At 70.3% G+C, this 17,651-nt stretch carries 16 protein-coding genes and 1 pseudogene; 15 read left to right on the top strand and 2 right to left on the bottom strand.

Going from position 1 to position 17,651, the window contains the following annotated elements; genetic code table 11:
• The 7 genes and pseudogenes from ASG59_RS21160 to ASG59_RS03465 all read left to right on the top strand — a co-directional run.
• Positions 1-144 (top strand): annotated as a pseudogene (locus tag ASG59_RS21160) (sugar transporter); the annotation flags it as partial.
• A 148-nt stretch (positions 145-292) separates the two neighbouring features.
• Entirely contained in the window at positions 293-1,387 is a 1,095-nt protein-coding gene (locus ASG59_RS03490) for a branched-chain amino acid ABC transporter substrate-binding protein (protein WP_244475619.1), read from the top strand.
• Between the two features lie 153 nt (positions 1,388-1,540).
• Positions 1,541-2,647: an ABC transporter substrate-binding protein gene (locus ASG59_RS03485; RefSeq protein ID WP_056407018.1), complete on the top strand. Its 1,107-nt coding sequence runs from the start codon at positions 1,541-1,543 to the stop codon at positions 2,645-2,647.
• A 526-nt stretch (positions 2,648-3,173) separates the two neighbouring features.
• Complete coding sequence (locus ASG59_RS03480; RefSeq protein ID WP_056407016.1) at positions 3,174-4,562, top strand: deoxyribodipyrimidine photo-lyase; 1,389 nt, start codon at positions 3,174-3,176, stop codon at positions 4,560-4,562.
• A gap of 87 nt (positions 4,563-4,649) precedes the next feature.
• The gene (locus ASG59_RS03475) at positions 4,650-4,829 is read left to right on the top strand and encodes a DUF1328 family protein (RefSeq protein ID WP_055882123.1); all 180 of its coding nucleotides are present in this window, start codon (positions 4,650-4,652) and stop codon (positions 4,827-4,829) included.
• Between the two features lie 16 nt (positions 4,830-4,845).
• The gene (locus ASG59_RS03470; RefSeq protein ID WP_056407013.1) at positions 4,846-5,688 is read left to right on the top strand and encodes an SDR family NAD(P)-dependent oxidoreductase; all 843 of its coding nucleotides are present in this window, start codon (positions 4,846-4,848) and stop codon (positions 5,686-5,688) included.
• Positions 5,689-5,969: 281 nt separating this feature from the next.
• A complete protein-coding gene (locus tag ASG59_RS03465) occupies positions 5,970-7,064 on the top strand; it encodes a GGDEF domain-containing protein (RefSeq protein WP_156399095.1) in 1,095 nt (364 codons plus the stop codon).
• A gap of 10 nt (positions 7,065-7,074) precedes the next feature.
• Here ASG59_RS03465 and ASG59_RS03460 read toward each other — a convergent pair whose 3' ends face one another.
• On the bottom strand, positions 7,075-8,748 hold the full coding sequence (locus tag ASG59_RS03460) for a lysine--tRNA ligase (protein WP_056407008.1): 1,674 nt from the start codon (positions 8,746-8,748) through the stop codon (positions 7,075-7,077).
• Positions 8,749-8,902: 154 nt separating this feature from the next.
• Between ASG59_RS03460 and ASG59_RS03455 the strand changes: the two genes are divergently transcribed.
• Both ASG59_RS03455 and ASG59_RS03450 read left to right on the top strand, forming a co-directional pair.
• On the top strand, positions 8,903-10,264 hold the full coding sequence (locus tag ASG59_RS03455) for a phosphopantothenoylcysteine decarboxylase (RefSeq protein ID WP_056407007.1): 1,362 nt from the start codon (positions 8,903-8,905) through the stop codon (positions 10,262-10,264).
• Between the two features lie 204 nt (positions 10,265-10,468).
• Entirely contained in the window at positions 10,469-10,690 is a 222-nt protein-coding gene (locus ASG59_RS03450) for a hypothetical protein (RefSeq protein ID WP_056407005.1), read from the top strand.
• Positions 10,691-10,696: 6 nt separating this feature from the next.
• On the opposite strand, the gene ASG59_RS03445 is transcribed toward ASG59_RS03450, so the two are convergent.
• Positions 10,697-11,110, bottom strand: a complete 414-nt coding sequence (locus ASG59_RS03445) for a VOC family protein (protein ID WP_055882151.1) — start codon at positions 11,108-11,110, stop codon at positions 10,697-10,699.
• A 233-nt stretch (positions 11,111-11,343) separates the two neighbouring features.
• Here ASG59_RS03445 and ASG59_RS21155 point away from each other — a divergent pair, with 233 nt between their 5' ends.
• From ASG59_RS21155 to glpD, 6 genes are all read left to right on the top strand, one after another.
• The gene (locus ASG59_RS21155) at positions 11,344-11,883 is read left to right on the top strand and encodes a hypothetical protein (RefSeq protein WP_244475615.1); all 540 of its coding nucleotides are present in this window, start codon (positions 11,344-11,346) and stop codon (positions 11,881-11,883) included.
• On the top strand, positions 11,880-12,740 hold the full coding sequence (locus tag ASG59_RS21150) for a TIGR04222 domain-containing membrane protein (protein ID WP_056407003.1): 861 nt from the start codon (positions 11,880-11,882) through the stop codon (positions 12,738-12,740). The genes ASG59_RS21155 and ASG59_RS21150 overlap by 4 nt, the downstream gene beginning before the upstream one ends.
• Before the next feature lie 195 nt (positions 12,741-12,935).
• A complete protein-coding gene (gene rpsT / locus ASG59_RS03430) occupies positions 12,936-13,202 on the top strand; it encodes a 30S ribosomal protein S20 (protein ID WP_055882157.1) in 267 nt (88 codons plus the stop codon).
• A gap of 486 nt (positions 13,203-13,688) precedes the next feature.
• Positions 13,689-15,206, top strand: coding sequence for a chromosomal replication initiator protein DnaA (gene dnaA / locus ASG59_RS03425; protein WP_055882409.1), 1,518 nt, complete (start codon positions 13,689-13,691; stop codon positions 15,204-15,206).
• Between the two features lie 105 nt (positions 15,207-15,311).
• The gene (locus ASG59_RS03420; RefSeq protein WP_055882160.1) at positions 15,312-15,980 is read left to right on the top strand and encodes an HAD family hydrolase; all 669 of its coding nucleotides are present in this window, start codon (positions 15,312-15,314) and stop codon (positions 15,978-15,980) included.
• Positions 15,981-16,074: 94 nt separating this feature from the next.
• Positions 16,075-17,583: a glycerol-3-phosphate dehydrogenase gene (gene glpD, locus ASG59_RS03415; RefSeq protein ID WP_277996094.1), complete on the top strand. Its 1,509-nt coding sequence runs from the start codon at positions 16,075-16,077 to the stop codon at positions 17,581-17,583.
• The last annotated feature ends 68 nt before the right edge of the window (positions 17,584-17,651 follow it).

Below are 17,651 nucleotides of genomic sequence, written 5' to 3'. Positions count from 1 at the left end.
ACCCAGGCCTTCCGCATGAGAAACCGCGACCTCATCTACGTCTCCAACGCACCCTTCTCCGAGGTCCAGAAGGTCCTCTCCGTGTTCTCCACCGTCGCGAGCCCCGTGGCGTCTGCCGCGTCGGTCTACTCCGTCTCGCGCTGATCTCGCCTCTTGCGTTCGGGCGTGCGATCCCGCAGGGGTCGCACGGTCCATCGGCAAGCGGCGCGGCCGGCCCGTTTGCCTTGCGTTCTTCGAGAGGTCGGGAGAGGCGGTGAGACGGGGCGTCGTGCTCGGACTGGTGGGACCGCTGCTGGCACTGGCAGGCGTGTCCGTCGCCTCCATCGCCGTCTGCGCGGCCCCGACGACCGACGTCGTGATCGGCGTCGCGGTGCCGCGCTCGGGTGCCTATGTGGCTGTGGGCGAGCAGGTCCTGCGTGGGGTCGAGGCGGCGGCCCGGGATCTCAACGCCAAGGGCGGCGTCGATGGCCGCACCATCCGCCTCGACGTCCAGGACGACGCCTGCGATTCCAACAAGGCCGTGGCGGTGGCCAACCACTACGCCACCAGCGACGTGCGCCTCGTGGTCGGCCACGTCTGCTCCAACGCCTCGATCGCCGCCTCCGACGTCTATGCCGGCAACGGCACCGTGATGATCACGGCCGCCTCCGTGGCCGCCAAGCTCACCGACCGCGGCCTTCCCAATGTGTTCCGGGTCTGCGGGCGGGACGACGATCAGGCCAAGCTCTCGGCCACCGTGCTCGCCGAGCGGTTCCGCGACCGCAAGATCGCAATCCTCAGCGACCAGACGCCCGCGTCCCGCAACCTCGCCGCGGCGACCAAGGAGAACCTCAACCGGATCGGCATCAACGAGGCGGTGAGTACCCAGTTCACCCCCAGCGATGCCGACGCCATGGCGCTGGCCGACCGCCTCCGGGAGGCGGGGATCGCCGTGGTCTACTACGGCGGCGACGCCCGCGAGATGGGCCGCCTCGTGCGGATCTCGGCCGAGCGCGGGTTCAAGCCGCAATGGTTCGGCACCTCCGCCATCGCCACCCAGGAATTCGCCGCCATCGCCGGCCCCGCCAGCAACGGGGTCCTGATGACGTTCTATCTCGACCCCCGCCGCAAGCCCGAGGCGGCCCAGGCGGTGCAGGCCTTCAAGGCCGAGGGCACGGAACCGGAGGGGTCGACCCTCTACGGCTACGCCGCGCTCCAGGCGCTCGCCGCGGCCGGCAACTTCGCCCGGTCGACCGATCCCCGCCGCATCGCCGCGACCCTGCACGCGGAACGCTTCGACCTCGTGCTCGGCGCGGTGGGCTTCGACGCCAAGGGTGACGTCACCGCCCAGGGCTACGTCCTCTACGTCTGGAAGGACGGGGCCTTCACCTACGCCAACGCCAACTGATCCTCGGGCGCGCCCGGATCCCTGCACCATCCGATGGCCGCCGGATGCCCGTCCGGGTTCGGAACCCTGCCGCCGGGATCGTTTCCGGTCCTGTCCCGTTCGTACCGGGCGGCCTGCCCGTGTCCCCGGTCATCTGAGGAAGCGACGAAACCCATGGCCCCCTCCGTTCCGCGCCGTACCGTGATCGGCTTTGCCGGTGCCGGCCTGACCGCCGCCGGTCTCGCCGGCGGTCTGGCCGCGCCCGCTCTCGCCCAGCCCGCGCCGGACGTGCGCTGGCGCCTGGCCTGCACCTATCCCAAGGGGCTCGACATCCTGTTCGGTGCGGCCGAGGCCCTGTCCCGCCGTGTCGCGGAGGCCACCGACGGGCATTTCCAGATCCAGGTCCAGGCCCCGGGCGAGCCGGTGGCCGCGGACGGGATGATCGAGGCGGTCTCGGCGGGCACCGTGGAGATGGGCTACGGCCCGGCCACCCTCGCCAAGGACCCGGTCTTCGCCCTGGCCACCGCTTTGCCGTTCGGCCTCAACGCCCGCGGCCAGAGCGCCTGGTGGCTCCAGGGCGGAGCGGCCGACCTGTTCGGCGAGGTATTCGGCAAGCAGGGGCTCGTCGCCCTGCCGGCGGGCAACACCGGCGCGCAGATGGGAGGCTGGTTCCGGCGCGAGATCAAGGCCGTCTCCGACCTGCAGGGCCTCAAGCTGAGGGTCGGCGGCCTCGGGGCGCAGGTGCTGTCGCGGCTGGGCGTGGTGGCGCAGACCACCCCCGGACCGGAGATCTACGGGGCGCTCGAGGCCAAGACCATCGATGCCGCCGAGTGGATCGGCCCTTACGACGACGAGAAGCTCGGTCTCCAGAAGGTCGCACCGATCTATCACTATCCCGGCTTCTGGGAGGGCGGTTCGCTGCTGTTCGCCTGGATCAACGCCGAGCAGTGGAAGGCCCTGTCGAAGCCCTACAAGGCGGTGCTCCAGGCCGCTGCCGCCCAGGTCCATGCCGAGGTCCAGGCCAAGTACGATGCGCGCAATCCCGGCGCCCTGCGTCGCCTCGTGGCCGGCGGCGCGCAGCTGCGTCCGTTTCCGCAAGAGGTGATGGAAGCCGCGTTGAAGAACGCCAACGAGGTCTACGCCGATCTCTCCGCCAAGAACCCGGACTTCAAGCGGCTCCACGATGCACTCAAGACGTTCCGCAACGAAGAGTATCTCTGGTTCCAGGTAGCGGAATACACCTTCGACAACTTCATGATCCGCGCCCGCGCCCGAGGATGATCGGCGCGCGATTGCGGACAGAAAAAAGGCCGCCCCGAAAGGCGGCCCGAAGTCTAGGGAGGAAACGCCCAAGGAGGGCAGCAGGACCGCGACGCCATCGCAGTCCCGCAATGCACAATCTGATGCAGCCGTAAAAAATTGCAAGGGAGTTAAGGCAGCACCACTGACGCTTTTCCCGCAGGGCTGCCCGTTGCCGCCGGCATGTCTCCAAAATGTCGCAGCCGAAAATCCGCGACGGTTCCAGCGCCGGTCGCCGGTTCGATTGGGCGCGAACGAGATAAACATCTGATCGGAAACGCGTTTCGACGACGCGCCGGGGCGCACCTCTCGATCTGCGCTCGTGCGTCGCAGCGGGTGTCCGACCGCTTGCACTCTGGGGCGCTTCGAGACCTGAGATGCGCGGCGCCTGGGACGTGACGGCGAATCACCCCGCGCTTCGGCCGCCTGCCTCGGGTGCCGAACGATGGAAGACGCCGGGCCTGAACGATTCCGTCCGGCGGCAGGCAATGGAAGGCAGCACGACCCGATGACGATTCCGGCCGCCCGCCTGCGGGTCCTCAACGACGTCCCTCCCCGCGAGACGGGGCGCTACGTCCTCTATCTCATGCAGCAATCGCAGCGGGTGGCCTTCAATCCGGCCCTCGAATTCGCGGTGGAGGAAGCCAACCGCATCGGCTGCCCCGTGGTGGTCTGCTTCGGGCTGCTCGACGGCGCCAGCGGCTTTCCCGAGGCCAACGCGCGCCATTACGCCTTCATGCTGCAGGGGCTGGCCGACGTGAAGGCGGGGCTCGAGGCGCGCGGGATCGCCTTCGTGATGCGCAAGGCCTCGCCCGCCGTCCTCGCGAGCGACCTGGCGGGCAAGGCCGCGCTCCTCGTCCTCGACCGCGGCTACCTGTCGATCCAGAAGCACTGGTACGCCGAGATCGGGGAGGCCGGCGGCACCCGGGTGATCCAGGTGGAGGGCGACGTGGTGGTGCCGGTGGAGACCGCCTCGACCAAGCACGAATTCGCCGCCCGCACCCTGCGCCCGAAGGTCCAGCGCCTGATGGACGATTTCATCGCTCCCCTTGCCGAGCGCGAGGTCGCGCACCGGGCCGAGGGCTTGCGGCTGAAGGGGGAGGTCGATCCGGCCGACCCGGACGGCGTGCTCGCCGGGCTCACCCTCGACCGGTCGGTGGCCCCGGTGAAGCGGTTCAAGGGCGGGCACACGGAAGCCCGGCGCCGGCTCAAGGCCTATCTGGCCGGGCCGTTCGCCCGCTACGGCGCCGAGCGTGGCCGGCCCGAGGCGGGGGCCGCCTCCCACATGAGCCCCTACCTGCACTTCGGACAGATCTCGCCGGTGGAGATCGCCGTGGCGGTCAGGGCCGCCAAGACCGGCGCCCCCGACGACAAGTCCTCGTACCTCGAGGAGCTGATCGTGCGCCGCGAACTCGCGATGAACCACGTTCACTTCACGAAGGACTACGACACCTACGACGGCGCCCTGCCCGACTGGGCGCGCAAGACCCTGGCCGAGCATGCCGACGACCCGCGCCCCTACGCCTATTCGGACGAGGACCTCGCCGAGGGCCGGACGCACGACGTCCACTGGAACGCGGCGCAGGCCGAGATGCGGGTGACGGGCTACATGCACAACCACCTGCGCATGTACTGGGGCAAGAAGATCCTCGAATGGTCGCCCACGCCCCAGGAGGGCTTCGCCCGCACCCTGCGGCTCAACAACCGCTACTTCCTCGACGGGCGCGACGCGAATTCCTTCACCAACGTCGCCTGGGTCTACGGCCTGCACGATCGCCCCTGGGCCCGTCGCAAGGTGTTCGGTACCATCCGCTACCAGAGCGAGAATTCGCTCAGGAAGATCGACGCCAAGGCCTATCTCGCCGACGTGGCGCGGCTGTGCCGCGCGGAAGCATGACGTTCGGGCCGCCACCACGATCAAGCTTGGCGGAACGCTTTCCCGGCCGGGTTGTTGTCGCTCGATCGTCGTACCGGGACCGCAACCATGACCTTGCTGAAATGGGCTCTCATCTGCTTCGTGGTGTCGCTGATCGCCGGCGGCCTCGGGTTCACGGGAATCGCCTCGGGGGCCGGCTCGCTCGCCCGCATCCTGTTCGGGCTGTTCCTGCTGCTGGCCCTCGTGATCGTGGTCGTCGCTTTCGCCATCGGCCAGGCGGTGTTCTAGGCCGATGACGGCCGACATGACCGGCACGGTCTGTCTCGTCACCGGTGCCACGTCCGGCATCGGTTACGAGACGGCGCTGGGGCTCGCCCGAGCCGAAGCCAGGGTCGGCATCGTCGGGCGCGACCGCGCCCGCACCGATCGCTCGGCGCAGGCCATCCGCGCAGACGTGCCGGGGGCGGTGGTGGACGTGTTCGTCGCCGACCTGTCCTCGCAGGCGCAGGTAAGGCATCTCGCGGCGGAGGTCCGCTCCGCCTACGACCGCCTCGACGTGCTCGTGAACAACGCCGGTGCGATCTTCGACAGCCATGCCGTCACCGAGGACGGGATCGAGCGGACCTGGGCCCTCGATCACCTCGCCTATATGCTCCTGACCCTCGAACTGCTCGATCTCCTGAAAGCCAGTGCCCCGGCAAGGATCGTCAGCGTCGCCTCCATGGCGCACAAGCGCGGCCGGATCGGCACCGATTCGGCCACGGGCTACTCGGCGATCAAGGCCTACAGCCAGGCCAAGCTCGGCAACGTGCTGTTCACCGCTGCCCTCGCCCGACGGCTGGCCGGCAGCGGCGTCACCGCCAACAGCCTGCATCCGGGAGTGGTCGCCACCGGCTTTGCCGGCGGCACCGGTGGCTGGTTCGGTCTCGCCTGGAAAGTGATCCGCCCGTTTCTCATCGCCCCGTCCGACGGGGCGGCGACCTCGCTCCATCTGGCGACCTCGCCCGACGTCGAGGGCGTCAGCGGGTTGTATTTCGCGCGCTGCCGGCCGGTGCCGGTTTCGGCCGCGGCCCGCGACGAGGCGCTGCAGGAGCGGGTCTGGGCGTCGAGCCTGCGCCAGATCGGCGAGCCCGGGTCGCTGCCATAGCCCCGGGTCGATCTGCTTTCGGGCATGAAAGACCCGGCCGGGTTACGACTACGACGCGGTCGCAGAGATCGTGCCGATATCCTATCAAACGTCGGTGTTGGCGATCGATGCCTTAACCGACATCATGCCATCGTCGTCCTCGTTGTTTGAGGATCGTCACGGTGTCGGAGCGGGCAGCTCTCCTTCTCGATGAGTCGAGGGGTCACGAAGGACTCGATCGGTGGCTCCGCTTCGAACCGAAGCTGGAGGAGCGATACGAGGCCGAGCATGGGGCGGAGCGCGTGGCGAGCCTGCGCCACGCCATCTACGTCGGCCTCATCCTCTACAACGCCTACAACCTGACCAGCATCGTCCTCCTGCCCGACATCCTGTGGCTCTCCGTGACCGCGCGGGTGTTCCTCGTGACGCCGGTCTCCCTCGGACTCGCCTGGCTCCTCGGCCGCGTGTCCCCGGCGCAGCGCGAATGGCTGGTGCTCAACGGCATCGTCAACGCCTTCGTGCTCCCGGTCTTCCTGTTCTGGCTCACCGCCGCGCCGCTGGGGAACTATACCTTCGGGGAGTTCTCCCTCACCCTGGTCTTCGGGAACATGCTCCTGGCCCTGCGGTTTCGGCATGCGGCGATGTTCACCGTCGCGGCCTTCGCCGTCGTCGTGGTCGCCCTCGCGGCGAAAGCCGATCTCGATCCGGCCCTGCGGGCGGCCTTCGTCGTCCAGATCGCCACGGCGTGCATCTTCAGCCTCTACGCCAATTACCGGATCGAGCGCCGTCGGTGCCTGGACTACCTCAGGACCGTGCGTGCCGTCCTCAAGGCGGAACAGGCGGACGCCAACCGGCAGAAGTTCCAGGACCTGTCGCGCACCGATGCCCTTACCGGGCTCCCCAACCGTCGTTTCCTGGACGAGCGGCTGGGCGAATGGTTCGCCGACCATCGCCCCGCCGCCCTGATGATGATCGACATCGACCACTTCAAGCTCTTCAACGACGCCCTCGGCCATCCGCGGGGCGACGAGTGCCTGTTGAGCGTCGGCACGGTCATTGCCTCGGCGGCGGACGGCCCGGACCGGGTGTGCGCGCGCTACGGCGGGGAGGAGTTCACCCTGGTGGTGCGGGACGTGACGGAGATCGAGGCGCTTCGGATCGCCGACGGCCTCGTGCAGGCGATCGCCGCCCTCGGCATCGCCCATCCCGGCCGTCGCGACGGCGCGAGGTTCGTCACCGCCAGCATCGGGGTCGCGGTCAAGCCGGCCGGCGGGAGCGCCTCGCAGGGCGATGTCATCGCCCAGGCCGACCGGGCGCTCTACGACGCCAAGCGCCAGGGCCGGAACCGCTGCACCCTCGGCGGACGCCGCGGCGACGCGATGCTGCAATCGGCGTGACGCGAGCGCCTCAGGCCGCCGCCGGCTTCGGCAGGAAGTCGCCCGCCAGCGCTGCGGCGATCAGGGCGCGGGTCTCGGCGACGCCGTAGAGGGCGACGAACGACCCGAAGCGCGGCCCCCGCGCCTCCCCGAACAGCACGTTGTAGATGGTGGTGAACCAGGCCTGCGACACGCCCGGCCGCCCGTCCGGGCTCTTGGCCTTGCCCGACAGGTCGGGGAAATGCCGCCGCCCGACCTCGTAGACGATGGCCTGCAGCCCCTCCGGATCCGTGGAGCCTTCGTGCGCGGCCAGCGTCCGCGACAGGTCCTCCAACGCCGCCCGCTCCTCCTGGGTGGCCGCCCGGTAGGTCTTGGCCGGCCGCACCAGGTCGCGGAAATAGGCGAGCGCATGGCCGACCAGCCGGTCGAGGACCGGATGGGTCTGCGGCCCGATCTCCGGATCGTAGCGGCGGATGAAGCCCCACAGCACCGCCGGGTCCTCGGTGTTGGCGACGGTGGCGAGGTTGAGGAGCATGGCGAAGGTGAGCGCGCCGCCCTTGCCCACGGCTTCCGCCGCCGGCGGATGGCCCGCGTGCAGGTGCCAGACCGGGTTGCCGAGACGCTGGGCCGGCTCCTGGCCGGGGAACTTCTCCAGGAAGGTCAGGTAGTCGTCGACCTGCCGCGGGATCATCTCCACGAACAGGCGCTTGGCCTCGCGCGGCTTGTTGTACATGAACAGCGCGAGACTGTCGGCGGTGCCGTAGACCAGCCAGTCGTCGATCGAGAGGCCGTTGCCCTTCGACTTCGAGATCTTCTTGCCGTCCTTGTCGAGGAAGAGCTCGTAGTTGAACCCCTCCGGCGGCTCGCCGCCGAGCGCCCGGGCGATCTCGCCCGACAGCTTCACGGAATCGATCAGGTCCTTGCCGGCCATCTCGTAGTCGATGCCGAGCGCCACCCAGCGCATCGCCCAGTCGGGCTTCCACTGCAGCTTGGCGTGCCCGCCCGTCACCGGGGTCTCGTAGGCCTCGTTCGTCTTGGGGTCGCGCCAGACCAGGGTGCCGGCGCCGACCCGGACCTCGTCGATGGCCACCTGCATCACCTCTCCCGTCACCGGGTGGATCGGCAGGAACGGCGAATAGCTCGCCGACCGCTCCGCCCTGAGCGAGGGCAGCATGATCGCCATCACCGCCTCGTAGCGGTCGAGCACGGTGAGCAGGGCCTCGTCGAACAGCCCGGCCTGGTAGCAGGCGGTGGCCGAGCGGAACTCGTAGTCGAAGCCGAAGGCGTCGAGGAAACGGCGCAGTTCGGCGTTGTTGTGCGCCCCGAAGCTGTCGTGGGTGCCGAACGGGTCGGGCACGCGGGTCAGCGGCTGGTTGAGGGCGCCGATCAGCATGTCCTTGTTGGGCACGTTGTCGGGCACCTTGCGCAGGCCGTCCATGTCGTCCGAGAAGGCGATCAGCCGGGTCGGCACGCTGTCGTTGGTCAGCACCCGGAAGGCGTGGCGCACCATCGAGGTCCGCGCCACTTCGCCGAAGGTGCCGATGTGCGGCAGCCCCGAGGGGCCGTAGCCGGTCTCGAACAGGACCTCGGCCTTCGGCTTGCGCTCGATTCGGGCCACCAGCTTCCTCGCCTCCTCGAAGGGCCAGGCGGTGGCCGTGGCGGCGGCCTCGATGAGGGCGGGGTCGAGGGAAAGCGGCGACGGCATGATGGGAAACGCGCGGTTCGACGGGGGGGGGGAAGCGCGGCACCCTAGGGAGGGGCCAGGCGTGGGTCAACGCGTCGCGAACCCGCGATCCGGGCCGTCCCCGGCCGCCGATGGCGCTCTTGACCGCACCGACGGGACGGTGATTGGTCGGGGAATGTCGACCGGTCGCGCCACGTCACTCCCCCTCCGGAACCGCCGCATCGTCCTCGTCGTCGGGGGCGGCATCGCGGCCTACAAGGCCCTCGACCTGATCCGGCGGCTGCGCGAGCGCGGCGCGATGGTGCGCCCGCTGCTCACTGCCGGGGCCCAGGAGTTCGTGACGCCGCTCGCCGCCGCGGCGCTGGCGGGGGAGCGCGCCCATACCGACCTGTTCGACCGGGCCGACGAGGCCGAGATCGGCCACATCCGACTCGCCCGCGACGCCGACGCCGTCGTCGTGGCCCCGGCCACCGCCAACCTGATGGCGCGCATGGCGAACGGCCACGCCTCGGACCTCGCCACCACGGTCCTGCTCGCCACCACCCTGCCGATCCTGATCGCGCCGGCCATGAACGTGCGGATGTGGCAGCACCCGGCGACCCGGCGCAACCTCGCCACCCTGATCGCCGACGGCGTCCATGTGGTCGGGCCCAACGACGGCGCCATGGCCGAGGCCGAGTTCGGCCCGGGCCGGCTGGCGGAGCCGCACGAGATCGCCGACGCGGTGGAAGCCCTGCTGGCGCCGGCCCGGCCAGAGGGCGGGTTCGGCTTCCTCGCCGGCAGGAACACCGACAGGAACACGGACGAGAACGCCGGCATGACCGGCGGCGGGCCGCTCGCCGGCAGGCATGTCCTCGTCACCTCCGGCCCCACCCACGAGCCGATCGATCCGGTCCGCTATCTCGCCAACCGCTCCTCGGGCCGGCAGGGCCACGCCATCGCCGCCGCCGCCGCCGCCGCCGGTGCCCGGGTCACCCTGGTGTCCGGACCGGTGGGTATCCCCGATCCCGCCGGGGTCGCGGTGGTGCGCGTCGAGACCGCCCGACAGATGCTGGCGGCCGTCGAGGCGGCCCTGCCCGCCGACGTGGCGGTCTTCGCCGCCGCCGTCGGCGACTGGCGTCCGGCCGAATGGCGTCCGGGCAAGATCAAGAAGGACGGCGGCGCGGTCGCTCCCCTCGGCCTCGTCGAGAACCCCGACATCCTCGCCACGATCGCGCGGCGCACCGAGGGGCGCCCGGCCCTCGTGGTCGGCTTCGCCGCCGAGACCGACACGGTCCTCGACCACGCCCGGGCCAAGCTCAACCGCAAGGGCTGCGACCTCCTCGTGGCCAACGACGTCTCGGCCGAAGGCGGCGTGATGGGTGGCTCGCACAACACCGTCCACCTCCTCTCGCCCGACGGCGCGCTGGAGACCTGGCCCACCCTCGACAAGGACGAGGTCGCGCGGCGCCTGGTGGCGCGCTTCCCCGCCCGCCTCGAAGGGCCGACGACGCCGGAAACGAACTCGGCGAGACCCGGCGCGTTAAGCCTTGACTAACCCCTCGCACCGCATCATTCGAGGGCCGCCGTCGGCCTCGATACGATCCGGTCCGGTGGCCCCATAGGAACGACTGAACCCAATGCCCAGCGACAGTAGTCGATGGACCGCGCCGCCTTCGGCCGACCGCGTGCTGCCCGCCTGATCGCTTGATCGGGCTCGCCCGCGACCGGCCTCCGGCGGCCGGTCGAACGAGGTGAGCCCATGACCCTGTTCCCTGCATTCTCCCGTGCCTCGCGCGCGGGTTCTTCCGCCAAGTCGCGCACCAGGTCGCGCGACGCCAACGTGGCCGTCATCATGCTCGTGATGATGTCGCTGGTGTTCGCACCCATCATCGCGATTCATCTCGTGGCGACCTTCGCCCCGGCGAGCCTCGCCTCGACGCTGCTGTCGCGCTCGGCCGATACCACCGTGCCGCCGGGCTGAGGGCCGTCAGGCGTCGGGGACGGCGTCGTCGTTCGGCCGAGCCATGTGCATCAGCTCCCAGACATGGCCGTCGAGGTCCTGGAAGCTGCAGCCGTACATGAAGCCGTAGTCCATGTTGGGCTTCCACGGCTTCGCGCCGGCCGCGAGGGCCTTGGCCAGCATGTCGTCCACCGCCTCGCGCGAGTCCGCCGAGAGGCAGGTGAGCACCTCGTTGGCCTTGGTGGCGTCGCAGATCTCGCCGGTGATGAAGTCCCGGAAGCGGGCTTCGGTGAGCAGCATCACGAATATGGTGTCGGACACCACCATGCAGGCGGCGGTGTCGTCGGTGAAGTCGGGGTTGAAGGCGAAGCCGAGGGCCGAGAAAAAGGTCTTGGAGGCTGGAAGGTCCTTCACCGGCAGGTTTACGAAGATCATCCGCATGCGCTGGTCTCCTGTCTCGCACTTCGAGACTCTGTCGAAGGTCGCACGTGCGTCAAGGTAGCGGTCTGATTGATCGCGCCGGAGCGATCTGGTCGGGACCATCGTCGCGTGCCAGACCATTTCTGGCGCGACGGGCCCGCTGCCGGGCCGGCCGATGGCTTTCGCGGCGCCGTTTCGTTCTGAAGGGGGACGTGATGTCGGATCGGACAGGCACGGGCTGGGATCCCTCGGACGTGGATCTCTGGATCCGCATCGCGGCGCACGACTTCGAGCGGCCCGAGCACCGCCTGACCTTCACCGGGCGCCTCGCCCGGGACCGGGGCTGGCCCCTCGCGACCGCGCGCGTCGCCATCGGCGAATACCGGCGCTTCTGCTTTCTGGCCGTCACCGGCGCCCTGCCCGTCACCCCGAGCGAGGAGGTGGACGAGGTTTGGCACCTGCACCTGACCTATTCGCGGGACTATTGGGACGCCTGGTGTGGCGAGGTCCTGCAACGCCCGCTCCACCACGATCCCACCGAGGGCGGCCCGGCCGAACAGGCCCGCTACCGCGAGCAATACGCCCAGACCCTCGTGCGCTACGAGGCGCGCTTCGGCCCACCCGACCCGCTGTTCTGGCCCGGCACGGCCCAACGGTTCGGGCCCGCCCCGCGCTACCGCTGCGTCGACATGCGCCGGCACCTCGTCCTGCCGCGCCCGCGCCTGCCGCTTTGGGGCCGGCCGTCGTTCCTGCGCCCGGGCGGAGAGCCGGTGGGCGGAGGGCTGCCCCTATGAACGTGGCCGGGCTCGGCTCCTTCGACCCGACCGGCGGACCGTTCCTCGTTCTCTACCTCGGCGCCACCCTGTGCGTGGTCGCAGCCCACCGGGTACTGCATGCGGTCCTGAAGGGTGCGGGCGTCCCCGGCCCCGTCCGCGACCTCGACGCGATGGCGATCGCCTATCTCGCCGGCGGCGCCCCCCGCGTCGCCGATGCCTTCGCCGTGGCGATCCTCGCGGCGGGCGGCGTCCTCACCGAGACCCGGCCCAAGCGGATCGCGACGGCGGGCGTGGCCCACGCCCTTCCCACTGCCTTCGCTCCCTTGGCCGCGATCGCGTCCGCCGGCGGGGGGCGGCAGGCCTACACGCGACAGGAGTTGATCGCCGCGGTGAAGGAGCGCCTGGGTCCGCTCCGGTTCCGGCTCGCCGGGCGCGGCTTCGTGGTCGACGATGCCGCTGCGGGGCGCCTGCGCTGGGCGACCCTCGTCCTGTTCGGCGGGCTCCTCGCCTTCGGCCTCACCACGGTCGCCATCGGCCTGTCGCGTGGCAAGCCGGTGGCGTTCCTCGTCGTCCTGGTCGTGGCCACGGCCGCGCTCGGCGTATTTCACTTCCTGCGTCCGCCCCGGCGAACGCGGGCAGGCGACGCGGCCTTGGCGGACCTCGGCCGGTGCCATGCCCGCGCGGCCCGGGCGCCGATCGCCGCCGAACTGAGCCTCGCCGTCGCCCTGGCCGGCACTGCGGTCCTCGCCGGCACCGCCCACGCCGGTTACCGCGACCTCGTCCGGACCACGTCCGCCGGGAACGGCACCGGCGGCGGATGCGGCAGCGGTGGCAACGGCGGCGGTGGTTGCGGAGGCTGCGGCGGGGGCGACTGACACGGCCGGCGGTGCGACGGGGCCGATCCTCGCGTTGACGGCGCGCCGGCTCCTGTCTATAGAGCGCGCTTCGCCGACATGCCGCGCAACGCGTGGCCCGTCGGCTTCGCCATTGCCCGAACAACCTTCGCGACGACCGACACTTCAGGCCCACGGGCTCGTCGGCATCGCCTCATTCTGAACGAGGATGCCACCATGGCCAACACCGTGTCGGCCAAGAAGATGACCCGCAAGATCGCGAAGCGGACCGCCGTGAACCGCTCGCGCCGCAGCCGCATGCGCACCTTCGTCCGCAAGGTCGAGGAAGCCATCGCCGCTGGCGACCCGTCCATCGCCCTCACCGCGCTGCGCGAGGCCGAGCCCGAGATCATGCGCGCTGCCCAGCACGGCATCGTTCACAAGAACAACGCCTCCCGGAAGGTGTCGCGGCTCGCCGCGCGGGTCAAGGCGCTCGCCGCCTGACACCACCCTCCTCGGAGCGGTCCTGAAAGAAGCCCGGCCATCTGGCCGGGCTTCTTTCGTTTCGGCACCCCCGACCGGCGGCGAGGGACATGCGAACGGACCGGCGGGCGTTAACCCTGGAGTCGAATCCTTGGCGTTGCGGAGTCTTGGGGGGCTGTGTAGATTAATGATCTCTCGCCTGGAGCGATAAAATTCACGCTTTGTTGAGACCTTGTCGAATCGACCGCAAGATCTTCTCTTCCGCTCGACTCCGGCGAGCCGCGCAACTCCCCTTCGATGACTCGCGATGCGGTGCGGCCGGCTCGGTTTGTTAGGAGAACCGTAGCTAATTGTTGATAGCCATCTCATATCGACAAAAGCTCGCGATCCGGGGTTGACTCGCGGGCGACGATCTGAGTTCCGCGAATTGCTGCGGGACCCGTGTGACGGTCTAGTGTGCGTACGCGTCGGCGGCGGTCCTCCGTCCCCTGCGCGAGGAGAGCGATGATGCAGGTCGAGGGCAGCGCGGCGGATGACGGCGAGATCGGCAGGAACGCGACCAGTGCCGCCGATGCCACGGCCGCCTGGGCGCGCGTCAAGCGCCGCCTGAGGGCGGAACTCGGCGAGGACGTGTTCGCGAGCTGGTTCGCCCGCCTCGAACTCGATGCGGTGGTCGCCGGCACGGCCCGTCTCACCGTCCCGACCCGCTTCCTCAAGAGCTGGATCGAATCGCATTACCTCGACCGCGTGCTCAACACCTTCCGCAGCGAAGTCGAGGCGGTCACCCGCATCGAGGTCGGGGTGCGCGGCGCCGCCGCCCCCGTCCGCGTCGCGCCCGCCGCCCAGAAGGTGAACGCCCCGGCGAGCCCGCTGGCCCGGCTCCAGGCCTCACCGGCGTCCGTGGCCTTCCTCCACCAGGGCGAGGCCGCCTCGCCGGTGCCCGAGACCGAGGCGCCCGCCTCCGCCCGGCCCGAGGCCGGCGACCTCAGCGGTGCCCCGCTCGACAACCGCCTCACCTTCACGAGCTTCGTCGTCGGCCGCTCCAACGCCCTGGCCCATGCGGCCGCCGAGCGCGTCGCCCGCCACGACGGCGGCCCTGCCCTCTACAACCCGCTCTACCTCCACGCCGGGGTCGGGCTGGGCAAGACCCACCTCCTGCACGCCATCGGCCACGCCACCCGCGAATCCGGCAAGCGCGTGATCTACCTCACCGCCGACCGCTTCATGTACGGCTTCGTCAACGCCCTGAAGACCCAGAACGCGCTGGCCTTCAAGGAGCGCCTGCGCGCCATCGACCTGCTCATCCTCGACGACGTCCAGTTCATCCAGGGCAAGTCGATCCAGGCCGAGTTCGGCCACACCATCAACGCCCTGATCGACGCCGGCCGCCAGATCGTGGTGGCGTCAGACCGGCCTCCGACCGAGCTCGAAGCCCTCGACGAGCGCGTGCGTTCGCGCCTGGGCGGCGGTCTCGTGGTCGAGATCGGCACCCTCGACGAGACGCTGCGCACCTCGATCCTGTCCGCCCGCCTGGCGGCGGTGCGGGTCACCCATCCCGGCTTCGAGGTCTCGCCGACGGTGGCGAGCTACGTCGCCCGGGCGATCACCGCCAACGGCCGCGACCTCGAGGGCGCCGTCAACCGCCTCCTGGCGCACGCGACCCTCACCGGCACCGCCGTGACCATGGAGACGGCCGAGACCGCGATCCGCGACCTCGTCAAGAACCGCGAGCCCAAGCGCATCAAGATCGAGGACATCCAGAAGCTGGTGGCCTCGCGCTACAACGTCTCGCGCTCCGACATCCTGTCCGAGAGGCGCACCGCCGCCGTGGTCAAGCCGCGCCAGATCGCGATGTATCTCTCGAAGGTGCTGACCCTGCGCTCCCTGCCCGAGATCGGGCGCCGCTTCGGGGGACGCGACCACACCACCGTGCTGCATGCTGTGCGCAAGATCGACAAGCTGATCGGCGAGGACACGGTCCTGTCCGAGGAGGTCGAACTCCTGAAGCGCATGCTGCAGGATTGATCGGCACCGGTCCGCGCGCGCCCGTCGCGGAACAGGGGCCCGCGCCCGATGCTTTCTCCGATGGGGCCGCCCGGTGATGGGCGGCCCCTTCAGGAGCCGTCCCCCATGCCCGAGACCGTGATCTTCGACGTCGACGGCACGCTCATCGATTCGAACGACCAGCACGCCCGCGCCTGGCAGGACGCCTTCGCCGACTTCGGCCACGACATCCCGCTCGCCGACCTGCGCGCCCAGATCGGCAAGGGTGGCGACCAGCTCCTGCCGGTGTTCCTCTCGGACAGCGAGATCGCGGAACGCGGCGAGGCCCTCCAGGCGCATCGCGGCGGCATCCTGCATGGACGCTACCTGGCGACGATCCGTCCCTTCCCGCAGGTCCGCGCGCTGATGCAGCGGCTGATCGTCGACGGCACCCGGATCGCGCTGGCCTCCTCGGCCAAGGGCGACGAGCTCGCAGGCTACAAGAGACTGGCGGACATCGCCGACCTCGTCGACGAGGAGACCTCCTCGGACGATGCCGAGCGGAGCAAGCCCCATCCCGACATCTTCGTCGCCGCCCTCGACCGCCTCGGCGATCTCTCTCCGGAGAAGGCGCTGGTGGTCGGCGACACGCCCTACGATGCCGAGGCGGCCGGCAAGGCGGGCCTGCGCGTCGTCGGCCTGACCTGCGGCGGATGGGCAGAGGCCGACCTGATCGCGGCCGGATGCATCGCGGTCTACCGCGACGCGGCCGATCTCCTGGCCCGCTACGACGACTCGCCGTTGGCGCGCGCCTGAGGCCCTTTGCGCAGAGGACGCGTTTCGCCTCGCGCCGGACGACCACCTGTGAAAGTCTGACGGGGCGACGCCGAGCGCCACGGGAGGGGAACGGGTGCAGCCGAAGACCTACGACATGCTCGTCATCGGCGGCGGCATCAATGGCACCGGGATCGCGCGGGACGCGGCCGGGCGCGGCCTCACGGTGCTCCTGTGCGAGCGCGGTGACCTCGCCGAATTCACCTCGTCGTCCTCGACCAAGCTGATCCACGGCGGCCTTCGCTATCTCGAGTACTACGAGTTCCGCCTGGTGCGCGAGGCCCTGGCCGAGCGTGAGCGCCTGCTCGCCCAGGCTCCGCACGTCATCTGGCCCTTGCGCTTCGTCCTGCCCCACAACGAGGGCCTGCGCCCGGCCTGGATGCTGCGGCTGGGGTTGTTTCTCTACGACCACCTCGCCCGGCTGCGCACCCTCCCCGGCTCGGCCTCGGTGCGGCTGCGCGCCGGCGCCCACGGGGCGCCGCTGCAGCCGCGCCTGACCCGGGGGTTCGCCTATTCCGACTGCTGGGTCGAGGACAGCCGCCTCGTGGTGCTCAACGCCATGGATGCGCGCGAGCGCGGCGCCGACATCCGCACGCGCACGGCGGTGGATGCGGCCAGGCGCGACGACGGGACTTGGATCGCGCACCTGCGCGACATCGCCACCGGCCGCATCGAGACCGTACACGTGAGGATCGTCGTCAATGCCGCCGGCCCCTGGGTCGGCCAGACGCTGGGGAGCACCCTCGGCATCGCCAGCCGCGCGGCGGTGCGGCTCGTCAAGGGCAGCCACATCGTGGTGCCGAAGATGTACGAGGGCGAGCACGCCTACATCCTGCAGCAGCCCGACCGGCGCATCGTGTTCGCGATCCCCTACGAGCGCGACTTCACGCTCGTCGGCACCACCGACGTGCCCCATGCCGGCGAGCCCGGCCCGGTGGCGATCTCGCCCGACGAGACCCGTTACCTGTGCGACTGCATCAACCGTTCGTTCGCGCGGCGCATCGGCCCCGACGACGTGGTCTGGAGCTTTTCCGGCGTGCGCCCGCTGTTCGACGATGCCGCAAAGAACGCCTCCGCGGTGACCCGCGACTACGTCCTCGACCTGTCGGACCGCGACGGGCGGCTGCCGGTGCTCTCGGTGTTCGGCGGCAAGATCACCACCTATCGGCGTCTGGCCGAACACGCCATGGAGAAGCTGGCGCCCTACGCCCCCCATCTCACCCCGGCCTGGACGGCGAGGAGCACCCTGCCCGGCGGCGACATGCCCCACGGCGATTTCGAGCGCTTCCTCGCCGATCTGCGGCTGGGAAAGCCGTTCCTGCCGCCGGCCCTGGCGCGGCGCCTCGCCCGCGCCTACGGCACTCGGGTGGACCGCCTGCTCGGCGCGGCCCACTCTCTCGCCGACCTCGGCGAGCGGTTCGGCGACGATCTCACGGCGGCTGAGGTCGACTACCTGACCACCCACGAATGGGCCCGCTCGGCCGACGACATCCTGTGGCGCCGCTCGAAGCTCGGCCTGCGGATCCCGCCCGAGGGACAGGCCCGGCTCGCCGCCTACCTGAAGGGGCGCGCGGCGGCGGCGTGACGTCCGATCGCAGTACCGGCCAGGACCGGGCCCTCGAAGACGCGTCGGGGCGGGAGAGACGGCCATGA

Source organism: Methylobacterium sp. Leaf466 (assembly GCF_001425565.1).
Taxonomy (GTDB): Bacteria; Pseudomonadota; Alphaproteobacteria; order Rhizobiales; family Beijerinckiaceae; genus Methylobacterium.
This window is presented reverse-complemented; position numbering and strand designations above follow the sequence as displayed.